The sequence below is a fragment of the Paenibacillus lautus genome (assembly GCF_050482385.1).
Lineage (GTDB): Bacteria > Bacillota > Bacilli > Paenibacillales > Paenibacillaceae > Paenibacillus_AQ > Paenibacillus_AQ lautus_B.
The window spans coordinates 188,192-205,394 of the sequence record NZ_JBCNHV010000015.1 but is presented as its reverse complement, the minus strand read 5'-3'; the positions used below and the strand labels follow the sequence as shown (position 1 = coordinate 205,394).

Below are 17,203 nucleotides of genomic sequence, written 5' to 3'. Positions count from 1 at the left end.
AGCTATGGCCATTGATCGCAAACACGTGGAGCGTATTGTCGAGGCAGTCGGTGGAAAAGACAATATCGAAGCCGCTACGCATTGCGTAACCCTTTTATAATGAAATGATGGACATCACCGGCGGTGCGAGAGTATCGAAGGATGAAGTGAAGAACATTGCGAGCAAGAAGCAAAATCCACTGCAGCGAGCAATCAAGACGCTTGCGGATATTTTCATTCCAATCCTGCCGGCGATTGTTATGGCAGGTTTGCTGCTCGGCATTAACAATCTGCTTACGGGACCGGGTATTTTCTATGCAGGACAATCGTTGATTCAGGTCCATCCCGAGTGGGCAGACGTAGCCTCCATTATAAATCTGATTGCAAGCACCGCCTTTACTTTCCTGCCCGTCCTCATCGGATGGTCGGCAGTAAGACAGTTTGGTGGCAACCCGCTGCTTGGGATTGTACTAGGCCTGATCCTGGTAAATCCGGATCTGCTTAGCGCTTATCAATATGCGGATGCCAAGCTGGAAGGCACGGTTCCCGTCTGGAATCTGTTCGGCTTTGAATTGGAGAAAATCGGTTATCAAGGCCAGGTGCTGCCTGTTCTCGTCTCCGCTTATATTTTGGCCAAAATCGAGAAGTTTCTGAACAAACGGGTGCACGATTCCATTAAGCTGCTTGTCGTGGCGCCAGTAGCTCTGCTCGTGACCGGGTTCCTTGCATTCATTCTGGTGGGACCGATCACGTTTGCCATTGGTAACATCCTCACTTCAGGTCTTGTCAGCATTTTTGATTCCTTTGCAGCCTTGGGTGGCCTGATCTACGGCGGACTGTATGCACTCCTTGTCATTACGGGGATGCATCATACGTTCCTTGCGGTGGACATTCAACTCATCGGCAGTGAAGGTGGAACGTTCTTGTGGCCGATGCTGGCGTTATCAAATATTGCGCAAGGTGCCGCAGCACTAGCCATGATGTTTATTATGAAGGAACAGAAGGCGAAAGGACTTGCCGTTACATCTTCGATCTCCGCCTTCTTGGGGGTAACGGAGCCAGCCATCTTCGGGGTCAACATTCGTCACAAGTATCCGTTTATCTTCGGTATGATTGGATCCGGGATGGCCGGCGTGCTGCTGGCCGTGAACAACGTTCTGGCTTCGTCGATCGGCGTGGGCGGCATTCCGGGATTCCTGTCCATATTCCCTAACCAGTGGGGCGTCTTCTTCATTGGCATGGCAATTGTATTGGTCATTCCGTTCACGGGGACCTTGTTGTTCGGGCGTTACCAGTTGTCCAAGCAGCATCGACATACAGCGATAGAGAATGCTGCCGGCAACGTTGCAAGTGATCAAGCAGTAATGATGGAATCGAACGACAGTCGTCAATCTGAGTCATTCGAGGCATCGGAAACAGAGAATAGTCCATTTACGGAAACTGCACAAAAAGCCGCAGTAGATATCATGGCACCTATCAAAGGGAAGGTGGTTTCCTTGTCTGAGGTACCCGACCCTGCTTTCGCCGAGAATCAGATGGGTCAAGGCATTGCCATTATCCCGTCGGAAGGGAAAGTGTACGCTCCGTTTGACGGTCAAGTCGCGCATCTGATCAAGAAGAGCAAACATGCGATTATTTTGACGGATACGAACGGGGTCCAGATCCTGATTCACGTCGGAATCAATACCGTTTCCTTAAAGGGAGAGGGATTCACGGCTCACGTGGAAACAGGTGCCGAGATAAGCAAAGGGCAGCTGCTGCTTGAATTCGATATGAATCGGATTCAGGAAGCCGGTTTACCCGTCATTACGCCGATCATTATTCCCGACGGCCAGGAACAGATTCAGAAGGTTACGGAATATGAAGGCGAGGCGTTTCCGGGTGAAACGCGAGTGCTTCAAGTGACTCTTGGTAATGGAATCTGACAGGTTCCTATGTAACATGTAATGGCTGCTGGAAAATGGTACAATAGCTGATGGTGATAAAGGGATGACGAACAACATTTATTGGACGCTTTACAAAGACTATGCCGACCAAATTGAAAGCGGGGCTCTCCAACCCGGCAGCAAGCTGCCCTCGGAAAACGAGCTCGCGGCTACCTATCAAATCACTAGGGAAACCGTTCGCAAGGGACTTAATTTGCTGGCTCAAAACGGTTATATTCACAAGGTAAAAGGCAAAGGTTCATTTGTGCTGGATACAGGAAGAATGAACTTCCCGGTAACGGGGCTCGTCAGTTATAAAGAGCTTGCGGAACGGTTAGGCCGAAAGAGCCGAACGCTTGTATATGAGACGGAATGTGTTCCGGCCGGGGAGCGTATAGCGAAGGAGCTTCAAATTCAACCGGATCGGCTTGTATGGAGGGTGATCCGTGCCAGGGAAATCGAAGGGGAGCGCATCATTCTCGATATCGATTATTTGCTTGCCGACATCGCAACGGGTTTATCGAGAGATATTACCGGGGATTCGATCTATCAATACCTGGAGCAAGAGCTTCATCTGAAAATTAGCTACTCGAAAAAAATAATTTCCGTTGAACGAGCTACAACGATGGACCAATCCTATATGGATCTTGGAAACGATACCCATGTTGTCGTAGTCCGGGGATACGTTCATTTGGAAGATACCACACTCTTCCAGTATACGGAATCGAGGCATCGATTGGATAAGTTTCAGTTCGTTGATTTTGCAAGAAGAGAATCCAATCATGATTTTGGAGACCAATAGAAGTGATCATGAAGCCGCGAATTCATCGCGGCTTTTTTGATGTCCTAAACAGGCTTTCGGGGATTTAGCTAACGGGACAGTGCATTCGGAGAATACGAAGCAGGAAAGAGGAAAACTCCTCCTCGGTGTTGAAGCTATTTTAGTAGTAATTGTCTGATAAAACAAGGTAAAGGAGCCGATAGAACATGGACTTGGGACTGACAGGAAAGGTCGTATTGATTACCGGAGGGAGCAGGGGCATAGGCCTTGAAACCGCGGTGATGTTTGCGCTCGAAGGTGCCGAGGTTGCTATTTGTGCACGGGATGAGGAGCAGTTACAGACTGCGGCAGACCATATCCAGCAAGCAGCGGATGTCGAAGTGCTAACCATAGCAGCGGATGTCACAAAAATCGAGGATTGCATACAAGCGGTGAACGATACCGTACAGCATTATGGACAGCTTGATATTCTGGTGAATAATGCCGGAACCGCCGCTGCGAAGCCATTTGAGCTGATCGGTGACGAACAATGGGCATCGGATCTGGATCTCAAGCTGTTTGGCGCGATTCGATGTGCACGTGCAGCCGTCCCTCATATGAGGGAGTCCGGCGGAGGTGCGATTATTAATGTTACCACATCCTGGGCCAAGACGCCGCCTGCTGCATCCATGCCCAGCAGCGTCAGCCGAGCGGCGGGGCAGGCTATGACCAAGGCCATGAGTCACGATCTGGCGCCTGACCATATCAGAGTTAACACCGTATGTATTGGTATGATCCGCAGCGCACAGCTTGAAGAGCGATGGAAACGGGAAGAACCTGGACTCACATGGGAACAGTACGCACGGGACACGCGCCACAGGATTCCGCTCGGACGTATTGGAAACACGGAAGAAGCGGCAAAAGTTATCGTATTTATGGCATCCGATGGTGCCTCCTATGTAACTGGAACTTCAATTAATATTGATGGGGGTTCAGCTCCGGCTTTGTAAGCCGTTAGCAATGAAAATAACACGGGAGGGTTTTGGATATGAGTCATGACGTAGTCATTGGCATTGATGGGGGAGGGTCGCAAACTCGCGTCATGGTCAGTGATTTGGCGGGAAATATACTTTCCTATGCCGTTGGTGGAGCCTCCTCAATTCATAAAGATAGCAACGCGCACGAAAATGTTCAAAAAACCATTCAATCGTCGCTTACCATTGCGGGTTGCAGCTTGGATCAAGTGAAAGGGTTATGTGCGGGAATAGCGGGTTACGAGTCCGAACAAGATTTGGATTGGGTTACCCGCTTGACCGATGTTGAAGGGCTTCATTGCCCGAAATGGTATGTGAATGATTCGGTTGTTGCGCATGCAGGTGCATTCATGGGAAAGCCTGGCATTGTTGTGGTATCGGGGACAGGGTCCATGATTCTTGCTATAACAGAACAAGAGATGCCAATCAAGAATATCGACTTCCATCATTATGCCGCCAGTGCAGCTAGATTTCTGTCTTATGATGCTGTCTATCAAGTTCTAGCCGGGAATATTCAACGATCGGATGAAGAAATGGTTCGAAATATTCAATCTTATTGGAACGTTGAGAATATGGCTCAGTTTCGTGACTTGGCGGCTCAAGGATTTATTGCAGATCATAAGGAGCGTAACAAGAAGTTCGGTGAATTGGCCCCTATCATTACGAACGCCGCGGAGTCCGGCAGCCAATTGGCTCAGATTGTATGTGACGAAGCCATAAGGCAAATCATGGTCGGCGTCGAGATTCTAGGATCCTTCTTCCATTCGGATTGCGTAACGGTAACAGGGATCGGAAGCGTCATGAACTGCACTTACATGAAATCAAAGTTTGTGGATAGCTTGCATTCCGGTAAAAACAAACAATATGATTATAAACCTCCTGAGTTATCGGCCGTCTCCGGTGCGGTGTTAAAGGCACTTCAAAGTTTGGGTGTACCCGTTGATTTACATACGATTGACTCTATGCGCGGACACCCCCGCGCTTCATGGTAGGTTTTCTACGAATGAATTTAAGTTTTAAAGTATTTGATCTCTGATCAAATGCTTTTTTTTATTTTCTCAGCAAACGAAGGAGAGAGAGAGATTAATCATGATATGAAATATTTATCAGATGAAGTTTTTTTGCTAGACCTATCATGCACATAACATTGAAAATATAGTAAATATTTCTTGTATATCCTAGAAAAATGATGTAAAGTAACATATCAAACGCACTATATTTGGTTTTGCGTCAGAAATATTGACATGTTAATTGACCGAAGTTCAATTTAATGTTGATTTTAGTCGAAAGGTAACGAGACATGGAAGTATAAGTCGAATCCTGCGAACCAACTCACTCCCAGTTAGGATCGTTTTCGTTTTATCCGTTGGGTTTTGTAATCCGAAATTGTCTTATTGAATCGGTGAGCTGCAAAATCTATCTTCTGACAGAAAAGAGGCAGTGATATGAGTCAACCCATTTTGCAAATTCAGGATTTGCGCACACATTTTTTTACAGATCGCGGTGAAATTCCAGCCGTGGATGGTGTGAGCCTACATGTTAAGCCTGGCGAAGTGCTTGGCGTTGTCGGTGAATCGGGATGCGGCAAGAGTGTGACATCGTTATCGATTTTAAAACTGATTCCACAGCCTCCTGGCAAAATCACCGGTGGTTCGATTGTTTTCAAGGGACAAGATATTGTCCCGCTAAAGGAACGCGAAATGCGTCTGATTCGGGGGAATGCGATCTCCATGATTTTTCAGGAACCGATGACGTCGCTGAATCCGCTGTTTACAGTAGGACAGCAAATTGGGGAAACCGTTTCTTTGCACCGGGGTCTCAATAAGAAAAACGCTCGCGTACATACGATAGAGATGTTGAGAAAGGTGGGCATTGCACGGCCGGAGGCGATCATTGATGAATATCCCCACCGATTGTCGGGCGGAATGCGGCAGCGGGTGATGATTGCCATGGCGATATCCTGTAATCCGGAGTTGCTCATCGCAGATGAGCCGACGACTGCGCTGGATGTGACGATTCAGGCACAGATCCTGGATTTGATCCGAGGCTTGAATGAGGAATATAAAACCGCGGTTATGCTGATCACGCATGATCTTGGAGTCGTGGCTGAGATGTGCCATCGCGTTGCGGTTATGTACGCCGGCAAGGTTGTGGAGGAAGGCAGTGTGCTTGATATATTCAAGAAACCGCTTCATCCGTATACCCGGGGGCTTATCAAGTCGGTTCCACGGTTGAATGAGCAGCATAGACGGCTATTCTCCATCCCTGGCAACGTCCCGATCTTGAATACCAGGATGAAGGGCTGCCGGTTTGCCGAGCGATGCCAGGATGTGATGCCGCTTTGCACGGAACAGCTGCCAGAGCTGAAAGAGTACGAATCTTCACACAGCTGCCGGTGCTGGCTGCATCAATCGCCAAAGGAGGAAGTCATATGAGTGAGCCGTTACTGCAGGTGGAGCATCTCAAAAAGTACTATCCCTTGGGAAAGCGGTGGTTCACAAAATCCCAGCAGCAAGTGGTGAAAGCCGTTGATGACATCTCGTTTTCCGTGTTGCAGGGCGAGACCTTTGGGTTGGTCGGGGAAAGCGGATGCGGTAAATCTACTGCTGGGCGTTCTCTGCTCCGATTGATCGAGCCGACCTCCGGTAAGGTTCGGTTTGATGGACAGGATATTACCTTATTATCCCCGGAAGCGCTGAGGCAAAAGCGTAAGGATATGCAAATCGTCTTCCAAGACCCGTTCTCTTCCCTGGATCCGCGTCATACTGTCCAGCGGATATTGGAGGAACCGCTTATCGTGCATGGAGTAGGGAATGCAAAAGAACGACAAGGCATCATCAGCCGGTTAATTGATGTGGTCGGCTTGACGCACAGCCATCTCCAGCGTTACCCGCACCAATTCTCTGGCGGTCAGCGGCAGCGGATTGGCATTGCCAGGGCTTTGTCGCTGCAGCCGAAGCTGATCGTTGCAGATGAGCCCGTCTCGGCGTTAGATGTGTCCATTCAGTCGCAGGTCATCAATTTGCTCCAGGATTTGCAGGAGGAGTTTGGCCTTACTTACATTTTTATCGCTCATGATCTGAGCGTAGTGAAACACATCTGCGATCGTATAGCCGTGATGTACCTTGGCCGGATCGTAGAGATTGCCGATAAGAACAAGCTTTATGCCACCCCGCAGCATCCATACACGAAAGCGCTTTTATCCGCGGTACCCGAGCCTGATCCTGACATAAAACCTCAGCGGATTATTTTGCAAGGAGAGGTACCTAGTCCGGCGAATGCGCCTGTAGGTTGTGCTTTCCACACACGTTGCCCGTGGGTGATGGATATCTGCCGGTCGATGCGCCCTGAGCTTATGCAAACGGAGCCCGGCCACTTGACGGCTTGCCATTTGTTCTCTGGACCGGATGCAGGGGAAAAAGCGATATAATCCGTTCGTCTTGCATGTTCTTGCCGTTGTAAATGCACTTTCTTCGAACTGGTTTATAGCTGGACAAGTATGTCCGGCCTCATATAAACAAATGAATATTCGGTTAAAAAAGAAGGGAGCCAGAATATGAAAGTGAAGAGATGGAGCAGTTTCGTTATGGTATTGATGTTGTGCACCGTTGTGGTCCTGGCCGGATGCAGCGGCAGTAAGGGCAACAGTAATAATGGTGCAACGGGAACCGAGCCGGGAGAGAAGACAGAAACGAATAACGCGTCACAGGCTTCACAGGATACGTTAATCGTCGGGCGGGGCGGAGATTCCGCATCCCTTGACCCTGCCATCGTAACCGACGGCGAATCGCTCAAAATTACGCACCAGGTATTTGACTCTTTGCTGGAGTACAAGGAAGGAACAACCGAGGTTCAAGGATCATTGGCCGAAAGCTGGACGGTTTCCGAAGATGGGCTGAAGTACACATTCAAACTTCGCGAAGGTGTTAAATTTCATGACGATACCGAATTTAATGCCGATGCCGTCGTCTTCAATTTTACCCGCTGGTCCGATCCAAAGAGTGAATACAAATATGAGGGAGATTCTTTTGACTATTATGACTCGATGTTCGGCCCCGACGGAAAACGGGTTATCAAGGAAGTAAAAGCAGTCGATGCCCATACCGTCGAATTTACGTTGAACCAACCGCAGGCACCGTTTTTGCAAAATCTTGCCATGACCTCCTTCGGGATTGCCAGTCCTGCCGCGATACAGGAGAAAAAAGATAGTTTCAAAAATGAACCTGTCGGCACAGGGCCTTTTGTCTTCAAAGAATGGAAGCGCAATGATTCGATTACCCTGGAGAAAAATCCAAGCTATTGGCGAGAAGGGCTTCCAAAATTGAATAAAGTGATTGTACGTTCGATCCCCGACAACTCCGCACGCTTCAATGCGCTGCAAAGCGGGGAAATCGATCTGATGGAGGATTTGAGCCCGGACGATCTGGCCACGCTTGAAGGCAACCCGGATCTGCAAAAAATCGAGCGACCTTCCAATAACGTAGGGTATGTCGGCTTCAACACTAAACAAAAGCCGTTTGACGACGTGAAAGTTAGACAAGCTTTAAACCATGCCGTCAACAAACAAGCGATTATCGACGCCTTCTTCGCAGGACAAGCCGTATCGGCCGTAAATCCGATGCCGCCTTCCCTGTGGGGATATAACGACAGCATTCAGGAGTATGAATACGATTTAGAGAAAGCGAAGCAATTGCTGGCCGAAGCCGGTTATCCAGACGGACTGCCGGACGAGTACACATTCTATGCCATGCCGGTTCCTCGTCCATACATGCCGGATGGCAAAAAGGTAGCTGAAGTCATACAAGCTGATTTTGCGAAAGTTGGCGTAAAGGTCAAAATCGATTCCCCTGAATGGGCGACGTATCTGGATGATTTGAAGGCCGGTGAAAAAGACGACATCTTCATGCTCGGATGGACCGGTGATAACGGCGATCCGGATAACTTCCTGTACACGCTCCTTGATAAAGACGCCATTCCGTCCAATAACTACAGCTATTATGCCAACGACAAGCTTCATGAAATTTTGATCGCCGCGCAAAAAGAAACCGAACAACCTAAACGCGAGGAGTTATATAAACAAGCCCAAGGCATCATTAAAGAGGATGCTCCATGGGTACCGATCGTGCATACGACACCGCTGCTTGCAGCCAAAGCAAATGTGAAGGGATACGTGCCGGCTCCTACGGGTACAGAATATTACTATAACGTCTATTTTGAATAACAGGCTGTACGACAACGTCTTTGGCAGGTGAACTTATTTTGAAATCCTATATTATAAAGCGATTATTCATTATGGTTCCTGTTCTGATCGGGATGACGATGATTGTGTTTTCCATTATCCATGCGATCCCGGGAGATCCGGCGGAGACCATTCTGGGGCAAAAGGCGACGGAACAGTCCAAGGAAGCGCTTCGTGAACAGCTTGGACTTCATAATCCGTGGTACCAGCAGTATTTCACGTATATGGGGGATTTGCTTCAAGGCGACCTCGGACAATCCATCCGAACCCGGGTGCCGATTGCCGAAGAGATCACACCTTACCTGGCGGCAACCGCCGAGTTGACGTTTGCTGCCATGGCCTTTGCCATCTTCTTTGGCGTCAATGCGGGAATTATCAGCGCATGGAAACAGAACTCGTGGTTTGATTACATCAGTATGCTGATTGCACTCATTGGTGTATCGATGCCCATCTTTTGGCTCGGGTTAATGGAGCAGTGGATATTCTCGCTGAAGCTGCACTGGCTCCCTTCAATCGGTCGAATGAATCAGCGGGATCCGGTTGAAGCTGTTACGAATTTGTATTTGCTTGACAGCATGTTATCCGGACGCTTTGATCAATTATGGACGGTCGTCAAACACCTAATCCTGCCAAGCGTGGCGCTGGGTACAATCCCGATGGCGGTGATCGCCAGAATGACGCGCTCCAGCATGCTGGAGGTCATGAATTCCGACTATGTTCGAACCGCAAAAGCCAAAGGGCTGTCCCAGTTTTTTGTCGTCTACAAGCATGCACTGAAAAATGCATTTATACCGGTGCTTACCGTCATCGGGTTGCAGACCGGCACATTATTAGGCGGGGCCGTTTTAACGGAAACGATTTTCGCCTGGCCGGGTGTCGGGCGGTACATCTATGAAGCGATCAGTTCACGTGATTATCCTGTCATTCAATCAGGCATCCTGATCATCGCCTTTATTTTTGTTCTCATCAATCTGATTGTGGATTTGCTGTACGCAGCAGTAGATCCTCGTATTCGCTACCGGTAAGGAGGGGAGACCATGCCAGAGGTTACAGCGCAAACAAACGACAGCCCTGCTATCTCCGCGGCCAAGGTTTCCGGACCTTGGAAGGATGCGTGGGCAGCATTTCGCAAAAACAAAATGGCGATGATCGGACTGTTCATGATTTTGTTGTTCATTGTAATTGCCCTAATCGCACCTCTTCTCGCACCCTATGATTATAAAGCACAGGAGTTGGCGGATCGGTTAAAGCCCCCGTCCGCGGAGCATTGGTTTGGTACGGATGATCTGGGGCGGGATTTGCTCAGCCGAGTGCTGTATGGGGCACGGATTTCATTGTGGGTTGGTACATTTTCCGTATTGGGCTCTATCATCCTCGGTACGTTACTTGGGATTTTGGCGGGCTTTTACGGGAAATGGATCGATATGATCATTTCGCGTATATTTGATATTTTGCTTGCGTTTCCAAGTATTCTGCTGGCCATTGCTATCGTCGCCATACTGGGACCTTCGCTGCAAAATGCGTTATACGCGATTGCCATCGTTAACATACCGACCTACGGTCGATTGGTGCGCGCCAAGGTTCTTAGCTTGAAGAACGAGGAGTACATTACCGCCGCGCAGGCGATAGGGATGAAGAACCGCGGCATACTGCTGCATCATATTCTTCCAAACAGCCTGACACCGATTATCGTGCAGGGCACACTGGGGATCGCGACCGCGATCATCGAAGCTGCGGCACTTGGATTTCTGGGTATGGGTGCCCAGCCCCCCGCTCCAGAATGGGGGAAAATGCTGTCCGATTCGCGCCAGTTTATTGCAACGGCTCCATGGACGGTGGTTTTTCCAGGAGTCTCGATTATGCTGACGGTACTCGCGTTCAATCTCATGGGAGACGGTCTGCGCGACGCGTTGGATCCTCGCATGAAAAGTTAAAACCGGATGGGGGAGGAGATACGTTATAGTCTGCGGCCTCGAAGGAGACGCTTAGGCTTTGAGTTTGGGATAAGGGTGAGGTAAACAATTGATGATTAAAACGCGATGAAAGGCAGCTTCTGTGCCTTTCATTGCTATTTTTCAATGATGTCGTAATTTTATATATGAATTGTCGTATAGTTATACTAAAAAAAACGGCAAGATATGATACCTTATATGTGGAGTTGAGGATCGCAAATACCATGCTCTTCGGAAAGGAGTGATAGCTCAAGTGTGGGGCTTTCTATCTGGAGACCATCAAGGTTCTGGATGACTGCATCTGCCAGTGAAAGGGATGTTTTGGCAGAATTACATACATTAAAGCCTGCCTGCTCTATAAGACGCAATGGGGTGGCCTGGACTTTATTTTATTGGTTCTTATTAAACTCATGAAAGTGATGGTGATGATAAATGTCTAAAGTTTATCGTATTGGAATTATCGGTTGTGGCGGAATCGCGAACGGGAAACATTTACCCAGCTTGAGCAGATTAAATAACGTGGAGCTCGTAGCGTTCTGCGACATTGTTCCGGAGCGGGCCGAAGAAGCTGCAGGTAAGTATGGCATTGAGGAAGCTAAAGTATATAGCGATTATACGGAGCTTTTACAGGACGCATCCATTGATATCATCCATGTGCTTACCCCTAATGATTCGCATGCTGAGATTTCGATCGCTTCGCTTGAAGCGGGAAAACATGTGATGTGTGAAAAACCGATGGCCAAGACCGCTGCAGATGCCAAGCGGATGATGGAAACGGCTAAACGCACGGGTAAGAAACTGACAATCGGATACAATAACCGCTTCCGCGAAGACAGCCTCTATTTGAAAGAGGTATGTGAAGCCGGTGAACTCGGAAATATTTATTTTGCCAAAGCACATGCAATACGTAGAAGGGCCGTTCCAACATGGGGCGTATTTTTGGATGAGGAAAAACAAGGCGGCGGTCCGTTAATCGACATCGGTACACATGCCCTGGATTTGACGCTCTGGATGATGGACAACTACAAACCGAAAATTGTCCTGGGTACCACCTATCATGAGTTATCCAGTAAGGAAAATGCAGCAAATGCTTGGGGGCCTTGGGATCCTAAGAAATTCACAGTAGAAGACTCTGCTTTTGGCATGATTGTGATGGAGAATGGCGCGACCATTATGCTGGAATCCAGCTGGGCGCTCAATACGCTGGATATCGATGAAGCCAAATGTACACTGAGCGGTTCAGAAGGTGGAGCCGATATGAAGAACGGTCTTCGCATCAACGGGGAGAAATTCAGCCGTCTGTACACGAACGAAATTGAATTGAATTCCGGCGGGGTTGCGTTCTATGACGGGAAGAAGGAACAGGCACCGGATGTGGAGATGAGAAGATGGATCGAAGCCATCGATCAGGATAAAGATCCTGTCGTTACGCCTGAACAAGCGTATGTAGTATCGCGAATTCTGGAAGCTCTGTACGAATCTGCCCGTCTTGGCAAAGCCGTTTATCTGGATTAAGTTGATATATCCATATGATAATTCATAATGCAAAAGCCCTGATGATCAGGGCTTTTTTTATTTCCGGAACATGCTGAATCTAGCAAAACTGGACATGAGATTGGGGAGGAATGGGATATAGATTAATGGGGAATAATAAGCTCATTACATAATGAAGGCGGTGTATATGAAATGATATTTATTTATAATGATTACGGTGGGACGCATACGACCTCACTGGCAGCAGCGTATCATCTTAATAAATTACCTACGAATCGGCAGCTTACAACCGAAGAGATTCTAGCCGTTGACTATTTCAATAAACTAAATAGGTCCGACATGGGCAAACTCGTTTTTCATGGGTTGGATGAGAATGGAAATCCGGTGTATACCATTGGACGGGGATCATCCAAGATAGTCATTCCAGCTTTAAAAAATTTAAGCTTCGTCCTTCAAGACAAATATCAGAACACGGAACCTATTGTGTTTTCCAACACCTCGCCTACCGTTCCATTAGTTATGACGATCGGGGGATTTTTGTCTAGAGGATTAAAATTAGGTTTTGTCGGCGATCCATTATTAGTCGCAGGTGCGAAGCAATGCTGCGGTATTATCCGTGAACTTGTTCTGCATACCAAACAAACGGCAGCTGCGAGGTCCGGTACGGAGTCCGTAATCGTGATTGAGAACAAAAATTATTCCCCATAGTTATTCGAAGTCTATAATCCATATGAGAAGATCACAAGTGTATAAAAGAGTTGAAGCGTATGCTGAAATAGCGCGATGAAGAAGAGGATGATATCCCAGTCTATCGACTTTCTGGATGTCGTCTTTTTTTTGCGCAAAAATAAATTCCTGAAAAATCAATCGATTTTACGGTTAGCTGCGTCTTACTGTATGAGTGGACGTTTTGGTGGCTTGTTTCCCATTACCCATAGACATAAGAAAGGGGGACGATGGGGTGGAGAATACGATGAAGGAAGTCGAGCTAGCAGATTTGAAGGTGATCGAGGAAGAGACTTTTTTTAAAATTTTATCAAACGAACAGCGGAAATTGTATTCCATAGCATTCAGTTACATGAGAAACGAAGCCGATGCGCTGGAAATCGTGCAGGAGGCGTCCTGCAAAGCTTGGATGAAGCGCAAAAAGCTCAAGGATGAACAGGCGCTTGCACCGTGGCTGATCCGGATTACGATCAACTGCTGCATGGACGAGCTTCGGCGTAAAAAACGCGTCTTTCCGGTGGATAGCTTGAAGGAAGAGGCTGCACAGGAAATGCAAAGCAATGATCGGATCGATCTTGAGCAGGCGCTGGATCGGATGAAGAAAAAATACCGTCACGTCGTGATGCTGAAGTATTACCAGGATATGACCACGGCTGAAATTGCAAAAGTGCTCAAAAAACCGGAAGGGACCATTAAAACCTGGCTGCGTGAAGGGCTGAAGCAGCTTCGGAAATATGTATAGGCTAGGGAGGCGAAATTGCAATGTTGAACAAAGAGCAGCACGTACTTATGAAAGATTCAACGGAGTTGAATGAGGAAGCCAATTCCCTCCCAGAGACGAAGCTTTCCACTGCAGTGCGGGGAGGAATGGAACGGGGGAGGAAACGCGAAATGCGTCGCACGTATTCTTACGGACTGGGAGCGATGGCAGTAATGACTACCGCCGTGCTTCTCATGTTCACGGTGAACGGATCTTCCTTCATAAAGAAGCAAGACCATCAGGTCCAAACATCCAGTATCAGCAGCGTCGATGATCTGGAATCATTTCCAACAGAACTCATGAAGGACAGCTCCCTGAGGAGCGCAATTGAGCGAGGCCTAGTAAAACCAATCAATCAGGTGATGGAGAAAAAAGGATATCGTGTGCAGATACTAGGCACTATTTCTGATGGCCGAAAATCATATGTTCTCTTCAACGTCCTCAATAATAGTGATAAAGAGATCATCTTACGAGATTTCACGCTTGTTTATGGAGGTTACGAAACTCCGTCAGTTGGAGCCGTGATAGCCAACATGAGCGGCAGTGGACAAATTCCTGCAGGACAGAATTCTTATTATGTTTATTCCACGAATCTTTTGCCAACGGATCCATACACGAATGAGGCAAGTATTCATATTACTTTATCCGATACTTCAGAGAAGGCATTAAACTCTAGTAGTAAGAAGTACGTGACCAGCATGGATGTCTCTTTGGCTCTCGATCCCAATATGTTCGAAGACAAAGAACGTGCCTATTACCCGGACCGCACATTGACAGTAGATGGACAAAAAATTCACGTCCGTCAATTGCTGTTTACGCCTCTGAACACCTATGTAGATTTGGAATATGACCAAGCCAATGAGAAACAGATATTTAAATTGCTTAATCCGGTCCTGATCGGGAAACACGGGGATCACACCGAGAAGCTATATTACCCTCAAGAGATTTTAAAGGATAACACCAAAGTTACGCTGGTTTATAAGAAGAGCCAACTGGATCAATTGGATACGACCTCATTCAAGACGTTTGGTATTGCGGCTGCGAAAAAGGATGAGATGAAAATTGTCATTGATCTGAAGAAGAAACAAATCATCGATGCACCGGACGATCGCCTACAATTGCTCCCCTCCGATCAGGAAGCGGGTGCAGGCGAAGTGTATTTTCAGCGCAAACTCGAAAAAGCTCAAGCGGCGGAAAGCTTCGGGATGTCGCTGGAGGACAGCTTCACCGATGCCGCAGGGGATAAACATGGGAGGTTATCGTCAGAAAACAGCAGTCACAGCGGACTCATGAAATCGGTTAAAGACGATACCATAGAAGATAATACGACCTTTAATTTTGGGGAGGATGCGCTTGAGTACCCGCAGCCGCTTACGATAGGGGTCAAACAATACTGGATTCCGATTATGAACAGTCAGGCTGTAGATTTGTTAATGAAATAACATAATGATCTTGTCGTCCTAGGGATCGTTAATATCCCCTCATGGCAGACAGTGAAAAAGAGATCATGATTACCGTGAACTCTGTACTGTTGGCCGGAGGGGATGTTTGTTATGCAAGCTAACTAGCGACAAATCAATCACTTAGTGAAAAATTGAGAACTCCTCAAAATAGAAATTCCCTTGGCCTGCAAGGTACCCCAGCAATATGATCTGAAAGTTTACAGCTGGTTTTCTTCGGTAATAATGGGGGAATAGCATCTGTGAGAGGAAGAATGTTCCCATGCGGTATCGAAGAAGAACCGGCCATTCCGTCAAAAACAACACCAAAGATACCCTACCGGCTAATACATCGACAAAAGATCCCGATGCTTTAAGCTCGGATATACAAAACAATCTAAACCATATCAGAGCAGCCCTCGGTAACAGTACCGATATCGTGATCAGGGAAATTCCGCTGGATGAAGAGGAGAAACACTATATCGCTATCCTCTATACGGACGGCTTGGCTGACCAAAAGATCATTTCGGAATCCATCATGATGGTCGTAACTGACACTGCTAAATCCCTGGTGAGGGCAGATACGGAACATCCGAAGCCTTTCGATGGGCAAAAGATATTGGAAAATATTTCTTTTATCAATAATGAGATTAAGTCCATTTACGATTATAAAAAGTTGTTCCATTCCTTATTGTCAGGGGACACTATTTTTCTGGTAGATGGATTGGACCGAGGCATCGCAGCAGGTACACGGGGATGGAAGGACCGAGGGGTCATGGAAACGTCGGCGGAGAATGTCGTGCGCGGTCCCCGCGAATCCTTCACGGAGTCGCTGCGAACGAATACGGCCTTGATTCGTCGGAAGATCAAGGATCCGCATCTGTGGATGGAAACGAAGCAGATCGGTCGAGTTACGCAAACGGATGTTGCCATGATGTACATCGATGGCATTGCCAACGATAAAATTGTCGAGGAAGTCCGCAACCGGCTTGGACGAATCGATGTAGACAGCATTTTGGAGAGCGGATATATCGAGGAACTGATCCAGGATAAGACCCTGACTCCTTTTCCTACAGTGTATAATACCGAACGTCCCGATGTGGTCGCGGCCGAGCTGCTGGAAGGTAAAATTGCGATTATCGTAGACGGCACTCCATTTGTTCTGATCGTTCCGGCCCTATTTGTTTCTTTCTTGCATGCTGCGGAGGATTATTACCAACGTGCGGATATCAGTTCCTTTCTGCGTATACTGCGCTACCTGAGCATCTTTATTTCTTTGCTGGGGCCCTCCCTTTATGTCGCCATTACCACCTTTCATCACGAAATGCTGCCGACAAGGCTCCTGTTTGGTCTGGCCGGACAGCGCGAGCAGATCCCGTTTCCCGCCTTCGTCGAGGCCGTTCTCATGGAAGTTACCTTCGAGATCCTGCGGGAGGCAGGCGTGCGGCTGCCCAAAAATATCGGATCGGCGATTTCCATCGTTGGGACACTGGTCATTGGTCAAGCTGCCGTTGAAGCGGGGATCATCTCGCCCGCCATGGTCATCGTGGTTGCGATCACGGCGATTTCCAGCTTCGTCGTACCATCCTTTAATATGTCCATTGCTTTTCGGATGCTCCGGTTTCCGTTAATGGCCCTTGCCGGATCCTTTGGCCTGTTCGGTATTCTTGTCGGGATCATCGCTCTTATTCTGCATTTGTGCAGCCTCCGCTCGTTCGGAATTCCGTATATGTCGCCTTTCGCGCCGCTAATTCCGGATGGGCAAAAAGATACGATTTTGCGGCTGCCGCATTGGATGCTGTTGAGCCGCCCCCGACTGATCAATCAGAACAACCAAAAGCGGAGAAAGAGCACACCACCCCAAAAATCGCGGGAATAGATCATTACAGACCAGC

Annotated in this window: 15 protein-coding genes; all 15 read left to right on the top strand. The window is 47.9% G+C overall.

Annotation, left to right across the window (positions count from 1 at the left end; genetic code table 11):
• Positions 1-4: 4 nt before the first annotated feature.
• The 15 genes from ABEW73_RS19395 (at position 5) to ABEW73_RS19325 (ending at position 17,187) form a co-directional block, all read left to right on the top strand.
• The gene (locus ABEW73_RS19395) at positions 5-100 is read left to right on the top strand and encodes a PTS transporter subunit EIIB (RefSeq protein ID WP_430166148.1); all 96 of its coding nucleotides are present in this window, start codon (positions 5-7) and stop codon (positions 98-100) included.
• Between the two features lie 46 nt (positions 101-146).
• Positions 147-1,904: a glucose PTS transporter subunit IIA gene (locus tag ABEW73_RS19390; RefSeq protein ID WP_430166147.1), complete on the top strand. Its 1,758-nt coding sequence runs from the start codon at positions 147-149 to the stop codon at positions 1,902-1,904.
• A 64-nt stretch (positions 1,905-1,968) separates the two neighbouring features.
• Positions 1,969-2,706, top strand: coding sequence for a trehalose operon repressor (gene treR / locus ABEW73_RS19385; RefSeq protein WP_430166145.1), 738 nt, complete (start codon positions 1,969-1,971; stop codon positions 2,704-2,706).
• A gap of 185 nt (positions 2,707-2,891) precedes the next feature.
• Positions 2,892-3,674: an SDR family NAD(P)-dependent oxidoreductase gene (locus ABEW73_RS19380; RefSeq protein ID WP_430166144.1), complete on the top strand. Its 783-nt coding sequence runs from the start codon at positions 2,892-2,894 to the stop codon at positions 3,672-3,674.
• Positions 3,675-3,712: 38 nt separating this feature from the next.
• A complete protein-coding gene (locus ABEW73_RS19375; RefSeq protein WP_430166142.1) occupies positions 3,713-4,690 on the top strand; it encodes an N-acetylglucosamine kinase in 978 nt (325 codons plus the stop codon).
• A gap of 453 nt (positions 4,691-5,143) precedes the next feature.
• Entirely contained in the window at positions 5,144-6,133 is a 990-nt protein-coding gene (locus ABEW73_RS19370; protein WP_430166140.1) for an ABC transporter ATP-binding protein, read from the top strand.
• Entirely contained in the window at positions 6,130-7,128 is a 999-nt protein-coding gene (locus ABEW73_RS19365) for an ABC transporter ATP-binding protein (RefSeq protein ID WP_430166138.1), read from the top strand. Before ABEW73_RS19370 ends, ABEW73_RS19365 begins: the two co-directional genes overlap by 4 nt.
• Positions 7,129-7,254: 126 nt before the next feature.
• Positions 7,255-8,919, top strand: a complete 1,665-nt coding sequence (locus ABEW73_RS19360) for an ABC transporter substrate-binding protein (RefSeq protein ID WP_430166136.1) — start codon at positions 7,255-7,257, stop codon at positions 8,917-8,919.
• A gap of 38 nt (positions 8,920-8,957) precedes the next feature.
• Entirely contained in the window at positions 8,958-9,962 is a 1,005-nt protein-coding gene (locus ABEW73_RS19355) for an ABC transporter permease (protein ID WP_430166134.1), read from the top strand.
• Between the two features lie 12 nt (positions 9,963-9,974).
• Positions 9,975-10,871, top strand: coding sequence for a nickel transporter permease (gene nikC, locus ABEW73_RS19350; protein WP_430166133.1), 897 nt, complete (start codon positions 9,975-9,977; stop codon positions 10,869-10,871).
• Between the two features lie 450 nt (positions 10,872-11,321).
• On the top strand, positions 11,322-12,404 hold the full coding sequence (locus tag ABEW73_RS19345) for a Gfo/Idh/MocA family protein (protein WP_430166131.1): 1,083 nt from the start codon (positions 11,322-11,324) through the stop codon (positions 12,402-12,404).
• A 171-nt stretch (positions 12,405-12,575) separates the two neighbouring features.
• Entirely contained in the window at positions 12,576-13,091 is a 516-nt protein-coding gene (locus ABEW73_RS19340) for a DUF3189 family protein (RefSeq protein ID WP_430166129.1), read from the top strand.
• A gap of 265 nt (positions 13,092-13,356) precedes the next feature.
• Positions 13,357-13,851, top strand: a complete 495-nt coding sequence (locus tag ABEW73_RS19335) for a sigma-70 family RNA polymerase sigma factor (RefSeq protein WP_430166279.1) — start codon at positions 13,357-13,359, stop codon at positions 13,849-13,851.
• A gap of 20 nt (positions 13,852-13,871) precedes the next feature.
• Complete coding sequence (locus ABEW73_RS19330; RefSeq protein ID WP_430166127.1) at positions 13,872-15,311, top strand: hypothetical protein; 1,440 nt, start codon at positions 13,872-13,874, stop codon at positions 15,309-15,311.
• 280 nt (positions 15,312-15,591) lie between these two features.
• Positions 15,592-17,187, top strand: a complete 1,596-nt coding sequence (locus ABEW73_RS19325) for a spore germination protein (protein ID WP_430166125.1) — start codon at positions 15,592-15,594, stop codon at positions 17,185-17,187.
• The last annotated feature ends 16 nt before the right edge of the window (positions 17,188-17,203 follow it).

What these genes read in the sequence shown, in the direction of transcription:
- ABEW73_RS19395 (WP_430166148.1), top strand. Translation starts at nt 5, where the DNA reads ATGGCCATTGATCGCAAACACGTGGAGCGTATTGTCGAGGCAGTCGGT.
- treR (WP_430166145.1), top strand. Translation starts at nt 1,969, where the DNA reads ATGACGAACAACATTTATTGGACGCTTTACAAAGACTATGCCGACCAA.
- ABEW73_RS19380 (WP_430166144.1), top strand. Translation starts at nt 2,892, where the DNA reads ATGGACTTGGGACTGACAGGAAAGGTCGTATTGATTACCGGAGGGAGC.
- ABEW73_RS19375 (WP_430166142.1), top strand. Translation starts at nt 3,713, where the DNA reads ATGAGTCATGACGTAGTCATTGGCATTGATGGGGGAGGGTCGCAAACT.
- ABEW73_RS19370 (WP_430166140.1), top strand. Translation starts at nt 5,144, where the DNA reads ATGAGTCAACCCATTTTGCAAATTCAGGATTTGCGCACACATTTTTTT.
- ABEW73_RS19365 (WP_430166138.1), top strand. Translation starts at nt 6,130, where the DNA reads ATGAGTGAGCCGTTACTGCAGGTGGAGCATCTCAAAAAGTACTATCCC.
- ABEW73_RS19360 (WP_430166136.1), top strand. Translation starts at nt 7,255, where the DNA reads ATGAAAGTGAAGAGATGGAGCAGTTTCGTTATGGTATTGATGTTGTGC.
- nikC (WP_430166133.1), top strand. Translation starts at nt 9,975, where the DNA reads ATGCCAGAGGTTACAGCGCAAACAAACGACAGCCCTGCTATCTCCGCG.
- ABEW73_RS19345 (WP_430166131.1), top strand. Translation starts at nt 11,322, where the DNA reads ATGTCTAAAGTTTATCGTATTGGAATTATCGGTTGTGGCGGAATCGCG.
- ABEW73_RS19340 (WP_430166129.1), top strand. Translation starts at nt 12,576, where the DNA reads ATGATATTTATTTATAATGATTACGGTGGGACGCATACGACCTCACTG.
- ABEW73_RS19335 (WP_430166279.1), top strand. Translation starts at nt 13,357, where the DNA reads ATGAAGGAAGTCGAGCTAGCAGATTTGAAGGTGATCGAGGAAGAGACT.
- ABEW73_RS19330 (WP_430166127.1), top strand. Translation starts at nt 13,872, where the DNA reads ATGTTGAACAAAGAGCAGCACGTACTTATGAAAGATTCAACGGAGTTG.
- ABEW73_RS19325 (WP_430166125.1), top strand. Translation starts at nt 15,592, where the DNA reads ATGCGGTATCGAAGAAGAACCGGCCATTCCGTCAAAAACAACACCAAA.